The sequence below is a fragment of the Moraxella sp. CTOTU49803 genome, from assembly GCF_032097965.1.
GTDB lineage: Bacteria > Pseudomonadota > Gammaproteobacteria > Pseudomonadales > Moraxellaceae > Faucicola > Faucicola tetraodonis.
Genome location: NZ_DAMCJP010000013.1, coordinates 35,940 through 53,480, shown reverse-complemented (window position 1 = coordinate 53,480; position 17,541 = coordinate 35,940). Strand labels below are relative to the sequence as shown.

Sequence of the window (17,541 nt, the reverse complement as noted above, 5' to 3'; positions counted from 1 at the left end):
TAAAAGAAGCCGATGCTGGTGTACCCGTAAAAGAACTATGTCGTCAGCATGGCATCGCAAGTTCAACTTTTTATAATGAGTCACGTTAAGAAACAGTCCGGGGGACTGTTTTAGTGACGCAAGGCGAAGCGCTAGCGTAGTTAAAGCCAAATACGGTGGCATGGAAGCCTCTGACGTTAAACGATTAAAAGAACTCGAAGAAGAAAACCGCAGGCTTAAGCAAATGTATGCTGACTTAAGCCTAAAATCGCAGCTACAGGCAGAAATCATAAAAAAGCTATAGTGCCTGTAGTCGAGCGTAAAGCATTAGCACAACAACTACAGGCACAGCATAATATTAGTATCGTGGTTAGCTGTCAGATTGTCTGTATCAGCCGAACTGCTTACTACTATGAGCCTAAACTTAACGATGACGACGCTATCGTTGATAAGCTTACCGAGCTCACTGACAAGCATACCCGCTGGGGATTTCCAAAGTGCTATAAGCGGCTACGTAAACTTGGGTATGTCTGGAACCATAAGCGCGTATATCGGGTCTATACAGCGATGAAACTCAATCTGCGTCGCAAAGCCAAACGGCGACTGCCTACACGTGCTCCCGAGCCACTGACAGTACCAAATAGCTTAGACCATACTTGGTCAATGGATTTCATGAGTGACAAGCTGCATAACAATAGCCGCTTTCGCACCTTTAACGTAATTGATGACTATAACCGTGAACTATTAGGCATTGATATTGGTACGAGCATTCCATCTTTACGGGTGATTCGCTATTTGGATCAGTTAGCCGAGTGGCATGGCTATCCTAACAAGATTCGGGTTGATAATGGCAGTGAGTTTACCTCAAGTATCTTCACAGATTAGGCAGCGGCTAACAATATCTTGATTGAGTATATCAAGCCTGGATGTCCATACCAAAATGCGTATATTGAGCGATTCAATCGTAGCTATCGAAATGAGGTGTTAGATTGTTATTTGTTCAATAATTTAAATGAGGTTAGACAATTAACCGATGAATGGATCGAGGTTTATAACCACGAACGACCGCATGATTCATTGAATGATATGACGCCTGCTGAGTTTAAACAGGTGGCTTAATGTTTCTACTTTGATGTTGTTTTAAGTTTGGGGTATTTACACATCAATACGATGCAAAAATGGACGATGCCGATTCAAATTTGGAAGCCTGCGATGCGTCAGTTCGTGATGTTATATGGACATCGAGGGGAGGGTTATTAATACAAGATATTTGTTGGTTATTGATTATGCCGCTATTTTAGGCTGCCTTTGAAGGTTTACACAAAAAAATTTGCAATCTCCAGCAGATTCTTTATTAACTGCTTTATACACAGTGAACTGTCCCGGGTTTGTCAGATGCTTACAGAGTAGTCAGCGAACGGCAAATATTATGTCACTAAGCTAGTCAGCTAGATTGAATGGGCTTGAGCCGTATCCATATTTGGCAGATGTGCTGAAACGTCTCCCAACGCATCCACATAGCCAGATTGATGCTCGGCTACCAAATGTCTGGAAGCCAACTCAATAAGGGGATGGTCGGGGGCTTACTTTACAATTGAACTATCTCTTTTCTAAATGCACTTGGGGTTAGGCTAGTCATGTGCTTAAACTGCCTAGTAAAGGCACTATGGTCACTGTAACCACATCTGATAGCAATCTCAATGATAGATAGATTGGTATTATTTAGCAATTGAATAGCGTATTCTAAGCGTATTTTTTGTAGCATTTGAGTGGGCGATAAGTTAAGAACAGATTTAAACAATCGTTCAAGCTGAGAAACACTTAAATCGATATATTTGGCTAAGTCAGCTACGGTAATTTTTTGCTCTAAATTCTCTTGAATCAAATCAACTATCTTGCCAAGTTTCTCATGGTGTTTTAGCTGCCGACTCGTATCTTTCTCTACATCCACAGAAATTCCAGCCATACCTATAATGATATTATTTTTATTATAAATAGGAATTTTATGGGTAATACACCATCCAAGTTTCCCAGACAAATAATTATGAAGTTCAAGTTTATTAGAAATCTGCTTCCCTTTTAAAACTTGAAAATCTTGTCGCATATACTGCAGTCCCTTAGAGCCAGGGTATACTTCACAACACTGTAACCCAATAATATCATCTTTATTTGCATATTTAGCTCTTGCTAATATCGTCCTATTTATTAACACGTACTTTGCTTCAACATCTTTGACGAAAAAAACAATATTGGGAATTTCATCCAACAATGGCATTAAGTTGACAATATGGCTGATAAAACTTTCTAAATCATGAGGCGATGAGTGATTGCTATTTTTTAGAAGAATACTCGATAAATTTTGCATATCTCACCACGCCATTTCTTATTGATATCTTTTATCTTAACAAACTTAAAATCATAGCCACAAGAAAAATTGTGCTGAATTCAGCATTTATCTCAAAAAAAACGACAAGCTTAAGAATAATTATCACCTTAATATACTAACTATTAAATAGGATTGATGATAAAGGAATAACTAATGTCTAAAAAAAATCTGCCAATCAAAATCATTGACTCACATACGGGAGGTGAGCCTACTCGTATGGTTTATGCAGGTTTTCCAGAACTGACTGGTCAAACAGTTGCAGATAAAATGCAAGATTTTCGTTCAAATTATGACCATTTGCGTCGGGGGATTATTTTGGAGCCTCGAGGTAATGATGTTATGGTTGGTGCATTACTATGCCAACCATCGAACGATAAAGCAGTTACAGGCGTTATTTTTTTTAATAATACAGGCTATTTGGGGATGTGTGGCCATGGCACTATTGGCGTCATCATCTCTTTAGCATATCAAGGTAAAATTCAAGTCGGTGAACATTGGATTGAGACCCCTGTAGGCATGGTAAAAGCAGTGCTTGATGAGGACCATAAGGTCAGTGTTATCAATGTACCCTCCTATCGTTATCAAACCAATATCCCCCTTACTGTACCAGATTTAGGACTAATTCATGGTGATATCGCATGGGGAGGCAACTGGTTTTTCTTAGTAGAAGATCACAACCAAAAAATTGAACATACGAATGTAAAACATTTAACAAATGTATGTACCAATATCAAAAAATCACTTCAAGTAAATGGCATTACTGGAAAAGATGGGCAAGAAATTGACCATATAGAACTGTTTGCTCCTTCGCTGAGTGGGGCAAATAGTAAGAGTTTTGTTCTTTGTCCAGGTGAAGCATATGACCGTTCGCCTTGTGGTACAGGTACAAGTGCAAAGATTGCCAGTCTAGCAGCAGATAATAAATTAGCCCCTGGGGATACTTGGCAACAAGAAAGCGTTATTGGCAGTGTTTTTGAAGCCAGTTATAGCGTTGATGATAATGGCGACATCATTCCCACTATTCGTGGGACTGCAGCTGTATGTAGTGAAAGTACGCTAATTTTTAATGAAAATGACCCTTTTTGCTACGGTATTGCAGTGATTTAACTCGCTTAATAGGACATAGCAAATATGATTAAAACAGATGCAGACTTATATATTATCGGCGGCGGCATTATCGGTTTATGTTCTGCAGTTGAACTGCAATCTCGCGGAAAATCTGTGGTTATCCTAGATGCCGATAAAGTAGGCAACGGTGCTTCTTTTGGTAACGCAGGTCATCTCGCTGTTGAGCAGGTTTTCCCATTTGCTGACCCTAGTCTAATTAGTCAACTACCTGGCATGCTATTAAACCCGTTAGGGCCTATTACACTTGATTGGCGATATACGTTTCAAATTTTACCATGGTTTTTTAAATTGTTGCTAAATATGCGACAAAGGCAATTTTTACAAATTCATCAAGCACTTAAAAGTATTAACGGTATTAGCTTAGCGTCATGGAAAAATTTTTCAACGAAATGGGGGTTAACTGAATGGATACATGTCAATGGCTCATTATTAACGACGGAAACGCTCAAAAATCTCCATCAACTAAAAACCCATAAACAAAGATTAAATGCTATGGGCATACCTACTGAGTTTCTCACTCAAGACGAACTTCGCCAAAGAGAGCCACTATTAGCAGAAAATCAACTGGGTGCAGTTTTTTTTCCAGAGACAGGTCATGTGACTGATTTGCCAAAAGTTCATCAAAGACTGATTGAGCACTTTATAAGTATGGGTGGAGTTATCCATGAGTTTTGTAAGGTTGATTCTCTATCTCACCACGTAGATGGTATTGAATTGACAACCACTCAAGGTAATGTCATGGCTAATGAAATCATGATTGCGTCAGGCGCTTTTTCTAAGTCACTGGTTAAACAAGCAACAGGGGTATTAGTACCTTTGGATACCGAGCGGGGCTATCATTTAATGTTACCCAATGAAAGAGCTCGCTTATCTGTACCTGTAACCAGTATGGATCGTCGTTTTATTATGACACCGATGCAGTCAGGGCTGAGATTAGCGGGTACTGCGGAGTATGCAGGGTTAAATAGAAAACCCAACATGAAAAGAGCTTTGATGCTAAAGAAACTTGCTGACCCTATGTTTAAAACTCACTTAAATGATACGAATGCAACCCAATGGATGGGCTGTCGACCATCAACAGTGGATTCTCTACCAGTAATCGACAAAGTTGGCAGAGTGTTATTAAATTTTGGTCATCAACATCTAGGATTGACTCAAGCTGTTAGTAGTGCAGAGATTATTAGTAATTTGTATTTTGATGAAGAGTCTAAAATCGATATAACGCCGTTTCGACTGGGTAGATTTGGGTTACCCAATCCAAAACTTATCCAAAACTATGCCTAATTACGCTAGGAGTATTGCTATAAATAACGCTTACTGAAGTTTGGTACTGCTTTTTTATTATTATTCTAGCTTGGTATTAGTTTAACGCACTAAAGGAATAAGCCAAGTTGTAGTTATATTTTCATGGATGGAGATTGTAATATGGAAGAGTTTATTAACAAAATTGTGAGTTATATTTGGAGCGACGCCTTAGTATATCTGGCTTTAAGTCTGGGGGTTTATTTCACCATAGCAACCCGAGGTGTCCAATTTCGATATTTAAAGGAAATGATTAGACTGCTTTTTGATAAGCAAATCTCTGATAAAGGGGTTTCATCGTTTCAAGCTTTTTGTTTAGCACTGTCGGGTCGTATTGGTGTGGGAAATATTGCAGGCGTAGCTACCGCTATCTCCGCAGGTGGTCCAGGTGCTGTATTTTGGATGATTGTCATGGGTTTTCTTGGTGGCGCAAGTGCTTTTGTTGAGTCAACGCTTGCTCAACTATATAAGGAAAATTCGCATGGACAATATCGAGGCGGGACAGCTTTTTATATTGAAAAAGGTCTAAAACTTAAATCTTTTGCCATTTTGGTCGCGATCGTGACAGGTATTTCTTATGGGATATTAGTCCCAGGTGTTCAAGTTAATACTATTTCTGATTCTTTTAATACAGCGTTTGGATTATCCCCTACCGTGACGACCTTGTTGGTAGTAACGCCATTAGCATTTATTGTTTTTGGAGGAGTCAAACGCATTGCCAATGTTGCTGACAAGATAGTACCTTTCATGGCGATTGGTTATGTATTAATGATGGTAATTATCCTTGCTTTTCATCTTCCACAAATTCCATCCATGTTTGCTCTAATTATTAAAAGCGCGTTTGGTATGGATGCTGTCTTCGGTGGTCTAGTCGGTACAGCTGTTTCTTGGGGCGTAAGACGTGCGGTTTTTTCAAATGTGGCTGGTGCTGGAGAAGCGACTTTTAGTTCTGCGGCAGCTGAAGTCTCTCATCCAGCCAAACAAGGACTGGTACAAGGTTTTTCAGTTTATATTGACACCGTTGTCGTGTGTACTGCGACTGCATTGATGATTTTGTCTACCAATATGTACAATGTCAAGGGACCTAATAACACGATGTTAGTAGAGTATCTACCAGGCGTTGAAGCAGGTACAGCCTTTACCCAAGCAGCTGTATCAACAGTATTCACCAATTTTGGTGCAAGTTTTGTTGCTATAGCAGTGTTCTTATTTGCATTTACGTGCTTGCTAGCATACTACTATATTGCTGAAACTACGTTAGTGTTTGTAGATAGACAACAGCGCTTCCCCATGCTCAAAAACGTTTTGAAACTTGTCTTCCTAATCGTGTGCTTCTTTGGCGGTATTAACTCTGCAAGTTTGATGTGGGCATTAGGTGATATTGGGTTTGGCAGCATGTGTTATCTAAACTTTATAGCAATTTTCTTACTAAGCAAAAAAGCCTTCAAAGTCCTCAAAGATTATGATGAGCAGAAAAAACAAGGGCTTGATCCAATTTTTGATCCAAGGACGGTAGGTATTGAAGATGCTGATTTTTGGATTGAATATAGTGATAGGTATAAATATCACCGAGAAGATAAATGAGGCATATTTGCCATAATTGATTCCTTCATTGGCTGACAAAATTATGACAAGGTTTAAAAGTTGTTCCATATATAGACCTTCAATCTCGCATCAGTCAATGATAGGTAATGACATTATCTAAACCATGCTTATTGGATAAATCTTTTGTTGTAATCATCTTACTAAAATAATTCATCAAGCTTACATGAGATAAATTTTAAGTAATATTGAGATAAAACTTCGATAAACCCTTGGTTTTATTTCAAATATAAAGTCTTAAAGATAGCAAAGTAATACAAGATCGACCAACAACAAAGTGATACTTTCTGTCTTTGAAGACTCTCTTATACGATATAAATAATTTGTATTGTATGTATAGGCGTTAAAAAACAGTGTTAGAAAGCATTTAGCTATCTAATCACTTACTTAATCTAGTTAAAATAAACGGAGTAATTATGAGTAATATCTTTACTGGTTGTATCCCAGCATTAATGACACCTTGCACAGCAAACCGTGAGCCTGATTTTGATGCTTTGGTTAAAAAAGGGCAAGAACTTATTGAGGCAGGAATGAGTGCGGTCGTGTATTGTGGTTCGATGGGAGATTGGCCTTTATTGACAGCAGCCCAGCGTCAAGAAGGGGTTGCTCGTTTAGTTGCTGCAGATATTCCAACCATTGTTGGTACTGGAGCTGTTAATACCAAAGAAGCTGTTTCATATGCTGCACATGCTGAAAAAGTTGGTGCTCAGGGATTAATGGTTATTCCACGAGTTCTATCTCGAGGGGCTTCTCCAGTGGCTCAAAAGGCTCATTTTTCTGCAATTTTGGAAGCGGCTCCTAGCATTCCCGCTGTTATTTATAATAGCCCTTATTATGGTTTTGCGACTCGTGCTGACCTATTTTTTGACTTGCGTAGTCAATACTCTAATCTTATTGGCTTCAAAGAATTCGGTGGTGCTGATGACATGCGCTATGCAGCTGAGTTTATTACTTCGCAAGATGAATCTGTTACATTGATGGCAGGGGTTGATACGCAAGTGTTCCACGGATTTGTCAACTGTAATGCAACAGGTGCTATCACGGGCATTGGGAATGCATTGCCAAAAGAAGTTTTACTGTTGGTTGACTTGAGTAAAAAAGCCGCTGCAGGCGATGCAAAAGCTTATCGTCTAGGTAAAGAATTATCTGAAGCCCTAAATGTATTATCATCTTTTGATGAAGGCCCTGATCTAGTTCTTTATTATAAGTATTTACTGGTACTAAATGGTAATAAAGAATATGAACTACACTTTAATGAAAGTGATGCATTGAGTGAGTCGCAACGTAAGTATGTTGAAAAACAATATCAACAGTTTAAAGATTGGTACAAGAGTTGGGCATCTATTAACAATATATGATTAACGGTCATATACAATTAGTATATTTTTAAACCCATGATTTGTAGGATGGATACGCTCATTTTTCGAATGTATCTATCTTTTCGTAAGTTTTTTTGGTGGGTTACGTTTCACTACCCCAACCTAGTAAATAACTTATAACCTTTACCTACCGTAATAATATAATAAAATCCACTTTGAACGCTTCATAACCGATTGACGATAAAAGTGTTAAAACTTCATTAATACTTTGATGAAAATTTAATAGCATTATTTTCAAAGGTTTAGAAGAAAGCATTGAAAGTGAATATCTAAGGAGAACCTTCATGACAATCGGTCATAATTTTATTGCAGGTCAACAAAGTACCGAAGGGCAGGTCTCACTAAAAAGCGTGAATGCCACTACAGGTGAAAACTTACCGTATACCTTTTACCAAGCGACTCAAAACGAAGTTAATAAAGCCTGTGAAGCAGCGTATCAAGCGTTTCAAACGTATCGTCATATTTCACCTGAAAAGCGTGCCCAATTTTTAGAAACGATTGCTGATGAACTTGATGCATTAGGTGATGACTTCTTAAATATCGTATCACAAGAAACAGCTTTACCAATAGCTCGACTGCAAGGTGAGCGTGGACGTACCAGTGGGCAAATGCGTTTATTTGCCAAAGTATTACGCCGAGGTGATTTTCTAGGGGCACGTATTGATACCGCCATGCCGGATAGAAAACCCATGCCCCGTACAGACCTTCGTCAAGTCAAAATGGGTATAGGTCCTGTTGGCGTATTTGGTGCCAGTAACTTTCCTTTAGCTTTTTCAACCGCTGGGGGTGATACCGCTTCGGCACTCGCTGCAGGCTGTAGTGTAGTGTTCAAAGCCCATAGTGGACACATGACCACGGCACATTATGTGGCAGAAGCGATTGAAAAAGCAGTGAAAAAGACCAATATGCCTGCAGGTGTGTTTAACATGGTTTATGGCAATGGCGTAGGCGAATATATTGTTAAGCATCCTCGCATGCAGGCTATTGGTTTTACAGGTTCGTTAAAAGGTGGACGTGCGATTTGCGATATGGCAGCTGCTCGCTCTCACCCAATTCCTGTTTTTGCTGAGATGAGCAGTATTAACCCCATGGTTATGCTACCTAAAGCGTTACAGACTCGCAGTGAACAAATTGCCAACGACTTAGCGAACTCGGTGGTATTAGGCTGCGGGCAATTTTGTACCAATCCAGGACTGATCATTGGTATTAAATCAGATCAATTTAATGTATTTGTCGAACAACTAAAAACAATTATGGAAAACAAACCTGCTCAGACTATGTTGAATGCAGGCGCCTTATTAAGTTATAGTAAAGGTGTTGAAAATCTGCTAAATAAGCAAGGTATTGAGCATTTGGCAGGTCAAACACAACAGGGTAATCAAGGCTTACCACAACTGTTTAAAGCAGATGTATCGCTATTATTAGGAGGCGATGAGTTGCTACAAGAAGAAGTGTTTGGACCTACCACTATCATTGTGGAAGTGGCTGACAAAGCAGAATTATATGACGCATTAAAAGTCATGAATGGTCAATTAACGGCTTCATTGATTGCTAACCCAGAGGACTTGCTGGACTTTGCCGACATTGTACCGATTTTGGAAGAAAAAGCAGGACGTTTATTGCTCAATGAATATCCAACAGGGGTTGAAGTCTGTGAAGCAATGGTACATGGTGGACCTTACCCTGCCACGTCAGATGCTCGTGGTACATCTGTAGGCACCCTCGCTATTGATCGTTATCTACGTCCTGTTTGTTATCAGAACTACCCTCAATCATTGCTGCCCAGTGCGTTAAAAGATGATAATCCACTAGGAATTTATCGTTTGGTTAATAGTGTTTTAACAAAAGATGCCATTAATTAAGGCGCAAAAAAACCAGACCTTGGTAAAGTTACGGCGCGAAAAATACACCTAATTACCTTAAATGATTTTAAGGTGAAACCCTGTAACTACAATGGTTACAGGGTTTTTTACGATGTATTTTTCATATTGGCTTTGAACCGCCCCGAATTTATCAAAGAGGGGTCAGCACAGAAAGTAGCTAATATTCATTATTTTTAAGGGCGCAATAGCTCGTATTGGTTAGTTGCATACTAGAAAAATACTGGGAGAATTTTCTTGATTGTTTTTAAACAATCGTTTAAATTAGAAATCAACGTTTCTGCTGCAGTACCAATTTCAATTTATACTTAAGAAAATCGCCATGCCCAATAAGCCGCCTAACTATCCACATCAGACATTTGCCACCTTAAAATGGTTGGTATGGTTTAATATTTTCACCACGATTTTGCACTATGTGGATAATATTTTGTTTTTTGCGCATTATCCCGAACCTACCTGGCTCAATCCCACGTTGGTGGATGCATTTTGGTTTGTGATGACCCCATTTGCCCTTTTGGCACTTTGGCTGATTAAACATCAGCGCTTGTATTGGGGCTTGGTGAGTATGGTGCTGTATTGCCTAATGAGTTTATTGGTATTGGGTCACTATCTCATCCCCAGTGAGCACATTAGCTTAAAGATTCATGCGTTTATTTGGCTAGAGGCATTTGCGGCGATTGGGCTATTAACGTATGTCATGGGCTATGTACAGATGACAAAGCCCTTCACCTTAAAGAATGGAGCGTAGCTAAGATGCGACCACAAAAACTCAGCCGAGAGCAGCTATTACAGTATTGCATGCCTGTTTTTAAACAACATGGCTATCAAGGCACCAGTATGGCGATGTTGGCAAGTGCCTGTGATTTGACAAAAGGGGCGTTTTATTACGAATATCAAGACAAAGAAAGCTTAGTGGCGGATATGCTCAGCTATGTGCACCAATTGGTTGACCATAAATTATTTAGTTTGGTGTATGAGGCGAGCTCGGCCCAATCACGTTATCAACGGCTACATGAGCAAGCGGTCAAGTTTTTTAGCCAAGGTGGTATGGGCTGTTTGGTAGCGGTGATTGGTGGTGAGGCAAGGTATTTATCGCCATCGCTACTGGCATTAACGCAGCAGTTTTTCACCCGTTGGCAACAAGCCATGCAGGTGTTATTTGATGAGGTCTATCCTAAAGCACAGGCGGATGCCTTAGCCAAGCAAAGTGTGGCGGATTATGAAGGGGCAATTTTACTGGGGCGAATTTATGATGATCCCAGTTATCTACAAGCCGTTTATGAACGCATCGATGCTCAATTAGCCAGTAAGCCAGTTTTAGCCAACTAATACAAGGAGTCAGAGATGACATCTAATAACCAAGATAAAGCCAGTTTCCAGACCGATTATGTCCGTCTGAATGTGGAACAAAAAGGTAGCGTGTTACTCATTGAGCTCAATCGCCCAGAAAAATATAACGCCTTTGATAGCTTGATGATTCAAGAGCTATCAAAGGCTCTTACTGAGTATGAGCAGCGGGATGAATTACGCTGTGCCTTACTGTATGCGCGTGGGGAGAATTTCACCACAGGGCTTGATCTAATGGAGCTGCAAGACAAAGTAATGTCAGGTATTTTTGATTATCCGAACGACTGTATAGACCCTTGGGGTGTGTCAGGTATGCAACGCACTAAACCTTATGTCGTTGCGGTACAAGGGCTTTGTTTTACGGCGGGTATCGAGCTGATGCTCAATGCCGACATTGTGATTGCCAGTGATGACAGCCGCTTTGCCCAAATGGAGGTGCAACGAGGCTTGATGCCGTTTGGTGGGGCAACCATCCGTTTTGTACAAACGGCAGGTTGGCAAAAAGCCATGCCTTATTTGCTCACTGGCGATCGCTTTGATGCCGCCACGGCAGATGCGATGGGATTGGTCAGCCAAGTAGTGCCTAAAGGCGAGCAGTTTACCGTCGCACTTAAGATTGCCACACAGATTAGCAGCCATTCTGCCCCGCTAGCCGTCAAAAGTTTATTACAATCTGCCAAACAAGGAACTGAGCAAGATCCTAAAACTGCCTTTGCCAATGTCCTTGGTTACTTACCAGATTTGTTTTTATCCCAAGACTTTGCAGAAGGTGTCGCATCCTTAAGAGAGAAGCGACCAGCTCAGTTTCAAGGCGAGTAAAGAGATGACTAAGGTCAATGCCTAGTTTATCGACGCATTTTATTAACCAATGAATTGTGACTTATGACACCTACTTTTGAACACTTCACCCAAAGAGATTTTACCGTTGTAGCAGCCGATGGCTTTGCATTGGCAGCCACAAGCTATGAGCCTGAAGAGTATAAAGCCACGATTGTGATCGCAGGGGCAACGGGTGTGCCACAAAAGTTTTACCAAAGATTTTCTAGGTTTGCCGCAGACAATGGCTATCGCACAGTAACGTTTGATTATCGAGGGATTGGTCGATCTAAGGTAGCGAGGCTTAAAGGCTTTAAAGCAAGTTTTCTTGATTGGGCTAGGTTAGATTTGGCGGCAGTGATTGATGAGATTGCCACAGGTGAAACCCCAACCTTATATCGTTGGACACTCATTTGGTGGTCATGCCTTTGGACTTCTACCCAACCATTATAAAATTTCGGATATGTATGTGTTTGCTACGGGTGCAGGGTGGCGTGGATGGATGACACGCCGAGAATCGATGCGCGTTAATTTGTTGTGGAATGCTATCTTACCTGCTTTAACGTTCTTTAAAGTTTATACCCCGATGTCAATGTTAGGAATGGGTGAAGATTTGCCTTATGGGGTCTATAAGCAGTGGCGACAATGGTGCAAATATCCGCATTATTTTTTTGATGACCCAATTGTATCAGAAAAAATGCAAGAAAAATTTGCCCAAATAAAGGTGCCTATTGTGGCGGCAAACGCGGTGGATGATTTGTGGGCATTGCCAAAATCTCGGGATGCCTTTATGCAAGGCTATACAAACGCAGACTTAACCTTGCTAGACATTCCCTTAACTGCATCACTGCCCAAGATTGGGCATATGGGCTATTTTAGAGCCAACGCCCAACCATTATGGGAAAATGTCTTATCATGGATTGAAACAACGATGAATCAGTCGCTTTTATACAATCCATCCTAATAACCAACGCTTTAACAAAAGGATGGTTTTGCACTATGTCAATCCAACCATTGTGGACATGGCAGCACTTGTTGTTAAGTCCACTCTACCTATACCAAGCCAAACAAGTCAAAAAAAACACGTTACGCCTTGATGAGCCCATCGGTGAGCGATACGGCACCACCGCTTTTGTTGACGCCAATCCCCAGCAACCCCCGCTTAAGGTATTAATTATTGGTGACAGTGCGGGGGTCGGTGTGGGTGTCGAGCATCAAGACCAAGCATTTTTAGGTCAATTTGTTACTGGGTTAAGCCAAGACAAAGCATTGGCGCAATATTACTCGCATATAGATTGGCAACTGGAAGCGACAACTGGACATACCAGTTTTGACATATTGCGTCAGCTTTATGTCATGAAAGCCCATGCTGTTAATATTGTGGTCATCAGTGTGGGTGTCAATGACACGGTGATGAATGTAGCTGTGTCCCAATGGCAGCACAACCTACAGGCGATGATTTCTATATTAAAACGCAAGTTTTTAGCTAGGCATATTTTATTTGTTAGTATTCCGCCAATGCAGCTGATGCCTGCACTGCCCAGTCCGTTAAATAACTTTATAGGTAGGATGGCACAACGCTTGGACAAAGTGCTACAACAGGTAGTAAAGGATACGCCCACCGATGGTAATCAACATGTGCACTATTTACTGGCAAATTTTGAGAAAGCTGGGTTAGATAAAACCACGCTGTTTGCCAAAGATGGTTTTCACCCAAGTGCGTTCACCTACCAAAACTGGGCAAAAAACATGGTCGATTTTGTTACAGAGATTTTATTATAACGATGGATAATTTTATGAGTTCTGAAAATATATTAAACCAGTGGCTAGAAGAAGAACGGCAAGTTCGTGAGCGTCTGCATCCAGTCGGTGTCATACCGATTGCTCAATTAGCCGCTTACACTGGTTTAGAATTTCTTAAAAAAATGCTTGCAGGTGAATTGCCTTCAACACCTATTGCTAATACCTTAGATTTTATCTTAATTCACGTTGAATTAGGCAAGGTTATCTTTCAGGGTAATCCCCAATTTCATCATTATAACCCTTTAGGTTCAGTGCATGGCGGATGGTTTTGTACCTTATTAGATTCAGCCGTAGGTTGTGCTATACAGACACAACTGCCTAAAGGTAAAGGCTATACGACCCTTGAAATTAAAGTAAATATGATGCGTCCTCTAACACAAGAGCTGCCTGTCATCCGAGCAGAAGGTCGCACCCTCCACGTGGGTAGACAGACAGCGGTTGCTGAAGGAAAAATTATTGGGGTAGATGGTAAAGTGTATGCACATGCGACTACGACGTGTTTAATTTTTGATATTTAAGGGATTAGCACAGAAAACGGAAAAAAATAGGACGGTAAGGGATTTTATCGAGTATTTTTGAGTAATTTCTATCTGTCCAAAATTAGTTGACCACTACATACATCACTTATCTTTTTCCCTTGTTCTTCTATGATTTTTATCATTTCTAGTTTGAATGCGAGTGTGCATGTTTTACGTACTTTTGTCATGAGATTAACCCTCCAATTAGGGTATTATAATCTCTTATTAGCTGTCTTGGTTTATTATGCCACTACAGACTGATGCGGCAAGTTCAAACTGTTTCAGCCATTCACCGTATTTAATCGATAGATACTGACTACCTTTATCGGAATGGTGAATTACCCCGCTTGGTCTGCCACGAGCGTCTATTTTTCTCAAGCCAAGCAAACGAACGTTCTACAACTCATTGCTTTGGTATGACTTTAAACGTATGCAGTTCATCTCTTTTGGCAACTTCTGTGGTAATGGTTTCGCCTAAAAGGGTCTTTATACTATTAGCAAATGCCTCACCTCGATAACCGCCATCAACCATCACATTTTTTACGCGGCTTAATCGTTTAGCATGTTGACGAGGTAACGTTTTAGCATCCTCACGGTCGGTGATATTGGCAGTGGTAATACAGATAGCATGCGGCAAGCCTTGGCTATCTATCGCCATATGATGCTTTCTGTGCTGACCCCAGGTTAAAGACAAACAGCCGATGCTTGTCTAAGATTGAACCCTAAGTAATTCACATCAACACCCTTATTGCGATTTTAGCTGAATTATGCATTAGTTTTCGCTACACTGATACAAATTTTATTTTGAGATCAGACGCATGAATGCTTTTGACATTGCTGCTATTTTCTTGACCTTGACTGCCTTACTTGCTTATATCAATCATCGCTTTATCGGTCTACCGACTACCATCGGTGTGATGGTCATCTCACTGCTGCTGTCACTTATTGCGATTGTTCTCAATGCCTTAGGATTTGATACACTGATTGATTATGAAAAAATGCTGGTCGGTCAGCTTGATTTCACTGAAATACTCATGGATGGGATGCTCTCCATGTTGTTATTTGCCGGTGCCTTGCATGTTAACTTGCAGGATTTACGTCGGTATAAATTGCCTATTGCCTTACTCGCCGTGGTGGGTACCGTGGTATCGACCTTTATTGTCGCAGCATTGACGTATGTCGCCTTACAATGGCTAGGATTTAACCTTGGTTTTATCTGGTGTTTATTGTTTGGGGCGCTCATTTCACCAACCGACCCGATTGCTGTTATGGGGATTTTAGCCAATGCTAATGCCCCTAAAAGCCTTAACACCGTAATTTCGGGCGAGTCATTATTTAATGATGGGGTTGGGGTGGTGATTTTTATGTTGCTACTTGGCGTACTGACAAGCGGCGAGATACCAACAGCAGGGCATATTGGGCATTTATTGTTAATTGAAGCAGGCGGCGGTATTTCATTTGGCTTGTTACTAGGTGCCGTGCTGTATTATTTGTTAAAAAGCATTGATTCGTATCAAGAAGAAGTGTTATTAACCTTGGCTGGGGTGTTAGGCGGTTATGCGTTGGCCAGTCACTGGCATTTATCAGCACCACTTGCGATGGTTGTCGTGGGTTTAATGGTCGGCAATCAAGGGCGAAGCTATGCCATGAGCGATAATACTCGTCACTATGTGGATTTGTTTTGGGAACTCGTTGATGAGATTTTAAATGCCATTTTGTTTGTATTGATTGGTCTTGAAATTGTGATGGTGAGTTTGAATAGCAATTTGCTAATAGCGGCGATATTAGCGGTAGCCATTGGGTTACTCGCTCGTTTGATGGTTGTTGGCGGTGTAACGTTTAATCTACAAAAATATTTAGGTTTGCCCAAAGGTGCTTGGAAAGTATTGACTTGGGGTGGACTGCGAGGCGGTATTTCAGTGGCATTAGTATTACAATTACCTGCCGGTGCCGAGCGAGATTTGTTATTAACGTTGACTTATGCGATTGTGGTATTTTCCATTTTAATTCAAGGTCTAACGATTGGCCGAGTGGCAAAAAGTGTGACAGCCAGTCAGCTAAAGGTGCTTTAAAGGTATCGATATGTTTGAATTAATCCTATCTTTTATTGATTATTTGCCTGCCTATGTCAGTATGGTGAGCCAAGCGGATATGCTGGGCGACAAGGTGAATGAATACCAAACCATTATGACATCAGCGAATCATCTATTGCAGCAGATGATAAGCCGCATTCCATATTTGATAGTTGCTTCACTTGTGTTTGTAATATTTTGGGTGTTGTCGATTTTTTTTAAAAAAGCGGTCACTATAATACTAGGGAGTCGTAAACACCATCAAAATTTAGTTACAGTCTTTAGGCGGGTGGGTAGTGCACTTATTTTATTTTTAGGCTTTATGGTCGCCATGATTATCGCTGTACCAAGCTTCACACCGGGTAAACTCATTGGTGCATTAGGGATAGGGTCGGTTGCGATTGGTTTTGCTTTTAAAGACATCTTCCAAAATCTATTATCAGGCATATTGTTATTATTATCAGAGCCATTTCGTATTGGCGACCAAATTATTTCGGGCAATTTTGAAGGCACGGTCGAAGATATTCAAATACGTGCAACCACAATCCGCACCTATGACGGCAGAAAAGTCGTAATTCCTAATTCTCAACTTTATACCAGTACCATGACCGTCAATACTGCCTATTCACAACGCCGTCTAGAATTCGATGTAGGCATCGGGTATGAAAACAACATCATTGATGCTCAACGAGTGATTTTAAGTGTGTTAAAGGCAGCGCCAACGGTATCGAAACTGGCAGAACCGTCTGTAATTGCTACAGCGTTAGCAGATAGCAGCGTGGTTTTAAGGGTGCGTTGGTTTATCGATGATGGTACACAGACTAATCGAGTAGCTTCTATCAATGAAGTTATTATTTTGGTTAAGGAGGCATTGGAAAAAGCGAATATATCCATTCCTTTTCCGATTACTACATTGGATACCAACCATCCATTATTGGTAAAAATAGAAAATAGTTCAGATATAAAAAACTAACCTTGTCCTTTAATCAAGTAAAATTATTATGATGGATTTAAGCACATTAACGTTTACCAAAATAAAAGATAATCCTAAACTAGTTGATCAATCTTTTAGCTTGTATAAAACCTCAGTTGTCCCCGACAAGGCATCAGTAGAAGTGACCGACGCCCTTGCACTGACGCAAGAGGATATTGAAAATTTAACCGATCAAGGATTTGATGAGAAAACTATCGAAGCTGTTGCCCAAGCGGTAAATGAGCAGCTTAGTAGTAATGCCAATGAAGAGGAAGATAGCGATAAAACTGACAGGAAATCGACCACAGAACCTCATTTAAATGCTAAGCATCAAACTCATAATATTGACGCCTCAA

The 17,541-nt window shown here is 40.5% G+C and carries 15 protein-coding genes and 3 pseudogenes; 16 read left to right on the top strand and 2 right to left on the bottom strand.

Features of this window, described 5'->3' with window-relative positions:
* Positions 1–1,098 (top strand): annotated as a pseudogene (locus tag RT422_RS10875) (IS3 family transposase); the annotation flags it as partial.
* Between the two features lie 268 nt (positions 1,099–1,366).
* Positions 1,367–1,546 (top strand): annotated as a pseudogene (locus tag RT422_RS10870) (transposase domain-containing protein); the annotation flags it as partial.
* A gap of 21 nt (positions 1,547–1,567) precedes the next feature.
* Here the strand turns inward: RT422_RS10870 and RT422_RS10865 are convergent.
* Positions 1,568–2,344, bottom strand: coding sequence for an AraC family transcriptional regulator (locus tag RT422_RS10865; protein ID WP_284035317.1), 777 nt, complete (start codon positions 2,342–2,344; stop codon positions 1,568–1,570).
* A 174-nt stretch (positions 2,345–2,518) separates the two neighbouring features.
* Between RT422_RS10865 and RT422_RS10860 the strand changes: the two genes are divergently transcribed.
* From RT422_RS10860 to RT422_RS10805, 12 genes are all read left to right on the top strand, one after another.
* Entirely contained in the window at positions 2,519–3,472 is a 954-nt protein-coding gene (locus tag RT422_RS10860; protein WP_284035316.1) for a proline racemase family protein, read from the top strand.
* 24 nt (positions 3,473–3,496) lie between these two features.
* Positions 3,497–4,777 (top strand): NAD(P)/FAD-dependent oxidoreductase, encoded by a 1,281-nt coding sequence (locus tag RT422_RS10855; protein WP_284035315.1) that lies wholly within the window; start codon positions 3,497–3,499, stop codon positions 4,775–4,777.
* 141 nt (positions 4,778–4,918) lie between these two features.
* Positions 4,919–6,379: an alanine/glycine:cation symporter family protein gene (locus RT422_RS10850; protein WP_284035314.1), complete on the top strand. Its 1,461-nt coding sequence runs from the start codon at positions 4,919–4,921 to the stop codon at positions 6,377–6,379.
* Positions 6,380–6,813: 434 nt separating this feature from the next.
* Complete coding sequence (locus RT422_RS10845) at positions 6,814–7,755, top strand: dihydrodipicolinate synthase family protein (RefSeq protein WP_160000977.1); 942 nt, start codon at positions 6,814–6,816, stop codon at positions 7,753–7,755.
* 305 nt (positions 7,756–8,060) lie between these two features.
* Positions 8,061–9,638, top strand: a complete 1,578-nt coding sequence (locus RT422_RS10840) for an aldehyde dehydrogenase (NADP(+)) (RefSeq protein ID WP_284035313.1) — start codon at positions 8,061–8,063, stop codon at positions 9,636–9,638.
* Positions 9,639–9,978: 340 nt separating this feature from the next.
* The gene (locus tag RT422_RS10835) at positions 9,979–10,404 is read left to right on the top strand and encodes a hypothetical protein (protein WP_284035312.1); all 426 of its coding nucleotides are present in this window, start codon (positions 9,979–9,981) and stop codon (positions 10,402–10,404) included.
* Positions 10,405–10,409: 5 nt separating this feature from the next.
* Positions 10,410–10,985 (top strand): TetR/AcrR family transcriptional regulator, encoded by a 576-nt coding sequence (locus RT422_RS10830; RefSeq protein WP_284035311.1) that lies wholly within the window; start codon positions 10,410–10,412, stop codon positions 10,983–10,985.
* Positions 10,986–11,000: 15 nt separating this feature from the next.
* Positions 11,001–11,822: a crotonase/enoyl-CoA hydratase family protein gene (locus RT422_RS10825; RefSeq protein WP_284035310.1), complete on the top strand. Its 822-nt coding sequence runs from the start codon at positions 11,001–11,003 to the stop codon at positions 11,820–11,822.
* A gap of 63 nt (positions 11,823–11,885) precedes the next feature.
* Positions 11,886–12,272 (top strand): hypothetical protein, encoded by a 387-nt coding sequence (locus tag RT422_RS10820; protein WP_284035309.1) that lies wholly within the window; start codon positions 11,886–11,888, stop codon positions 12,270–12,272.
* On the top strand, positions 12,199–12,783 hold the full coding sequence (locus RT422_RS10815) for a hypothetical protein (protein WP_313422260.1): 585 nt from the start codon (positions 12,199–12,201) through the stop codon (positions 12,781–12,783). Before RT422_RS10820 ends, RT422_RS10815 begins: the two co-directional genes overlap by 74 nt.
* Positions 12,784–12,818: 35 nt before the next feature.
* Positions 12,819–13,601, top strand: coding sequence for an SGNH/GDSL hydrolase family protein (locus tag RT422_RS10810; protein WP_284035284.1), 783 nt, complete (start codon positions 12,819–12,821; stop codon positions 13,599–13,601).
* 14 nt (positions 13,602–13,615) lie between these two features.
* Positions 13,616–14,140, top strand: coding sequence for a PaaI family thioesterase (locus tag RT422_RS10805; protein ID WP_284035283.1), 525 nt, complete (start codon positions 13,616–13,618; stop codon positions 14,138–14,140).
* Positions 14,141–14,546: 406 nt separating this feature from the next.
* Here RT422_RS10805 and RT422_RS10800 read toward each other — a convergent pair.
* A pseudogene (locus RT422_RS10800) lies at positions 14,547–14,807 on the bottom strand (transposase); the annotation flags it as partial.
* A 151-nt stretch (positions 14,808–14,958) separates the two neighbouring features.
* On the opposite strand from RT422_RS10800, the gene RT422_RS10795 reads away from it, so the two are divergent.
* Complete coding sequence (locus RT422_RS10795; RefSeq protein ID WP_313422259.1) at positions 14,959–16,212, top strand: sodium:proton antiporter; 1,254 nt, start codon at positions 14,959–14,961, stop codon at positions 16,210–16,212.
* Positions 16,213–16,222: 10 nt separating this feature from the next.
* Complete coding sequence (locus RT422_RS10790) at positions 16,223–17,185, top strand: mechanosensitive ion channel family protein (protein WP_313422257.1); 963 nt, start codon at positions 16,223–16,225, stop codon at positions 17,183–17,185.
* The last annotated feature ends 356 nt before the right edge of the window (positions 17,186–17,541 follow it).

Excerpts from the sequence above, each read along its gene's own strand:
- RT422_RS10810 (WP_284035284.1), top strand. The coding sequence starts at position 12,819 with ATGTCAATCCAACCATTGTGGACATGGCAGCACTTGTTGTTAAGTCCA.
- RT422_RS10855 (WP_284035315.1), top strand. The coding sequence starts at position 3,497 with ATGATTAAAACAGATGCAGACTTATATATTATCGGCGGCGGCATTATC.
- RT422_RS10805 (WP_284035283.1), top strand. The coding sequence starts at position 13,616 with ATGAGTTCTGAAAATATATTAAACCAGTGGCTAGAAGAAGAACGGCAA.
- RT422_RS10830 (WP_284035311.1), top strand. The coding sequence starts at position 10,410 with ATGCGACCACAAAAACTCAGCCGAGAGCAGCTATTACAGTATTGCATG.
- RT422_RS10825 (WP_284035310.1), top strand. The coding sequence starts at position 11,001 with ATGACATCTAATAACCAAGATAAAGCCAGTTTCCAGACCGATTATGTC.
- RT422_RS10840 (WP_284035313.1), top strand. The coding sequence starts at position 8,061 with ATGACAATCGGTCATAATTTTATTGCAGGTCAACAAAGTACCGAAGGG.
- RT422_RS10795 (WP_313422259.1), top strand. The coding sequence starts at position 14,959 with ATGAATGCTTTTGACATTGCTGCTATTTTCTTGACCTTGACTGCCTTA.
- RT422_RS10835 (WP_284035312.1), top strand. The coding sequence starts at position 9,979 with ATGCCCAATAAGCCGCCTAACTATCCACATCAGACATTTGCCACCTTA.
- RT422_RS10790 (WP_313422257.1), top strand. The coding sequence starts at position 16,223 with ATGTTTGAATTAATCCTATCTTTTATTGATTATTTGCCTGCCTATGTC.
- RT422_RS10860 (WP_284035316.1), top strand. The coding sequence starts at position 2,519 with ATGTCTAAAAAAAATCTGCCAATCAAAATCATTGACTCACATACGGGA.
- RT422_RS10820 (WP_284035309.1), top strand. The coding sequence starts at position 11,886 with ATGACACCTACTTTTGAACACTTCACCCAAAGAGATTTTACCGTTGTA.
- RT422_RS10865 (WP_284035317.1), bottom strand. The coding sequence starts at position 2,344 with ATGCAAAATTTATCGAGTATTCTTCTAAAAAATAGCAATCACTCATCG.
- RT422_RS10850 (WP_284035314.1), top strand. The coding sequence starts at position 4,919 with ATGGAAGAGTTTATTAACAAAATTGTGAGTTATATTTGGAGCGACGCC.
- RT422_RS10845 (WP_160000977.1), top strand. The coding sequence starts at position 6,814 with ATGAGTAATATCTTTACTGGTTGTATCCCAGCATTAATGACACCTTGC.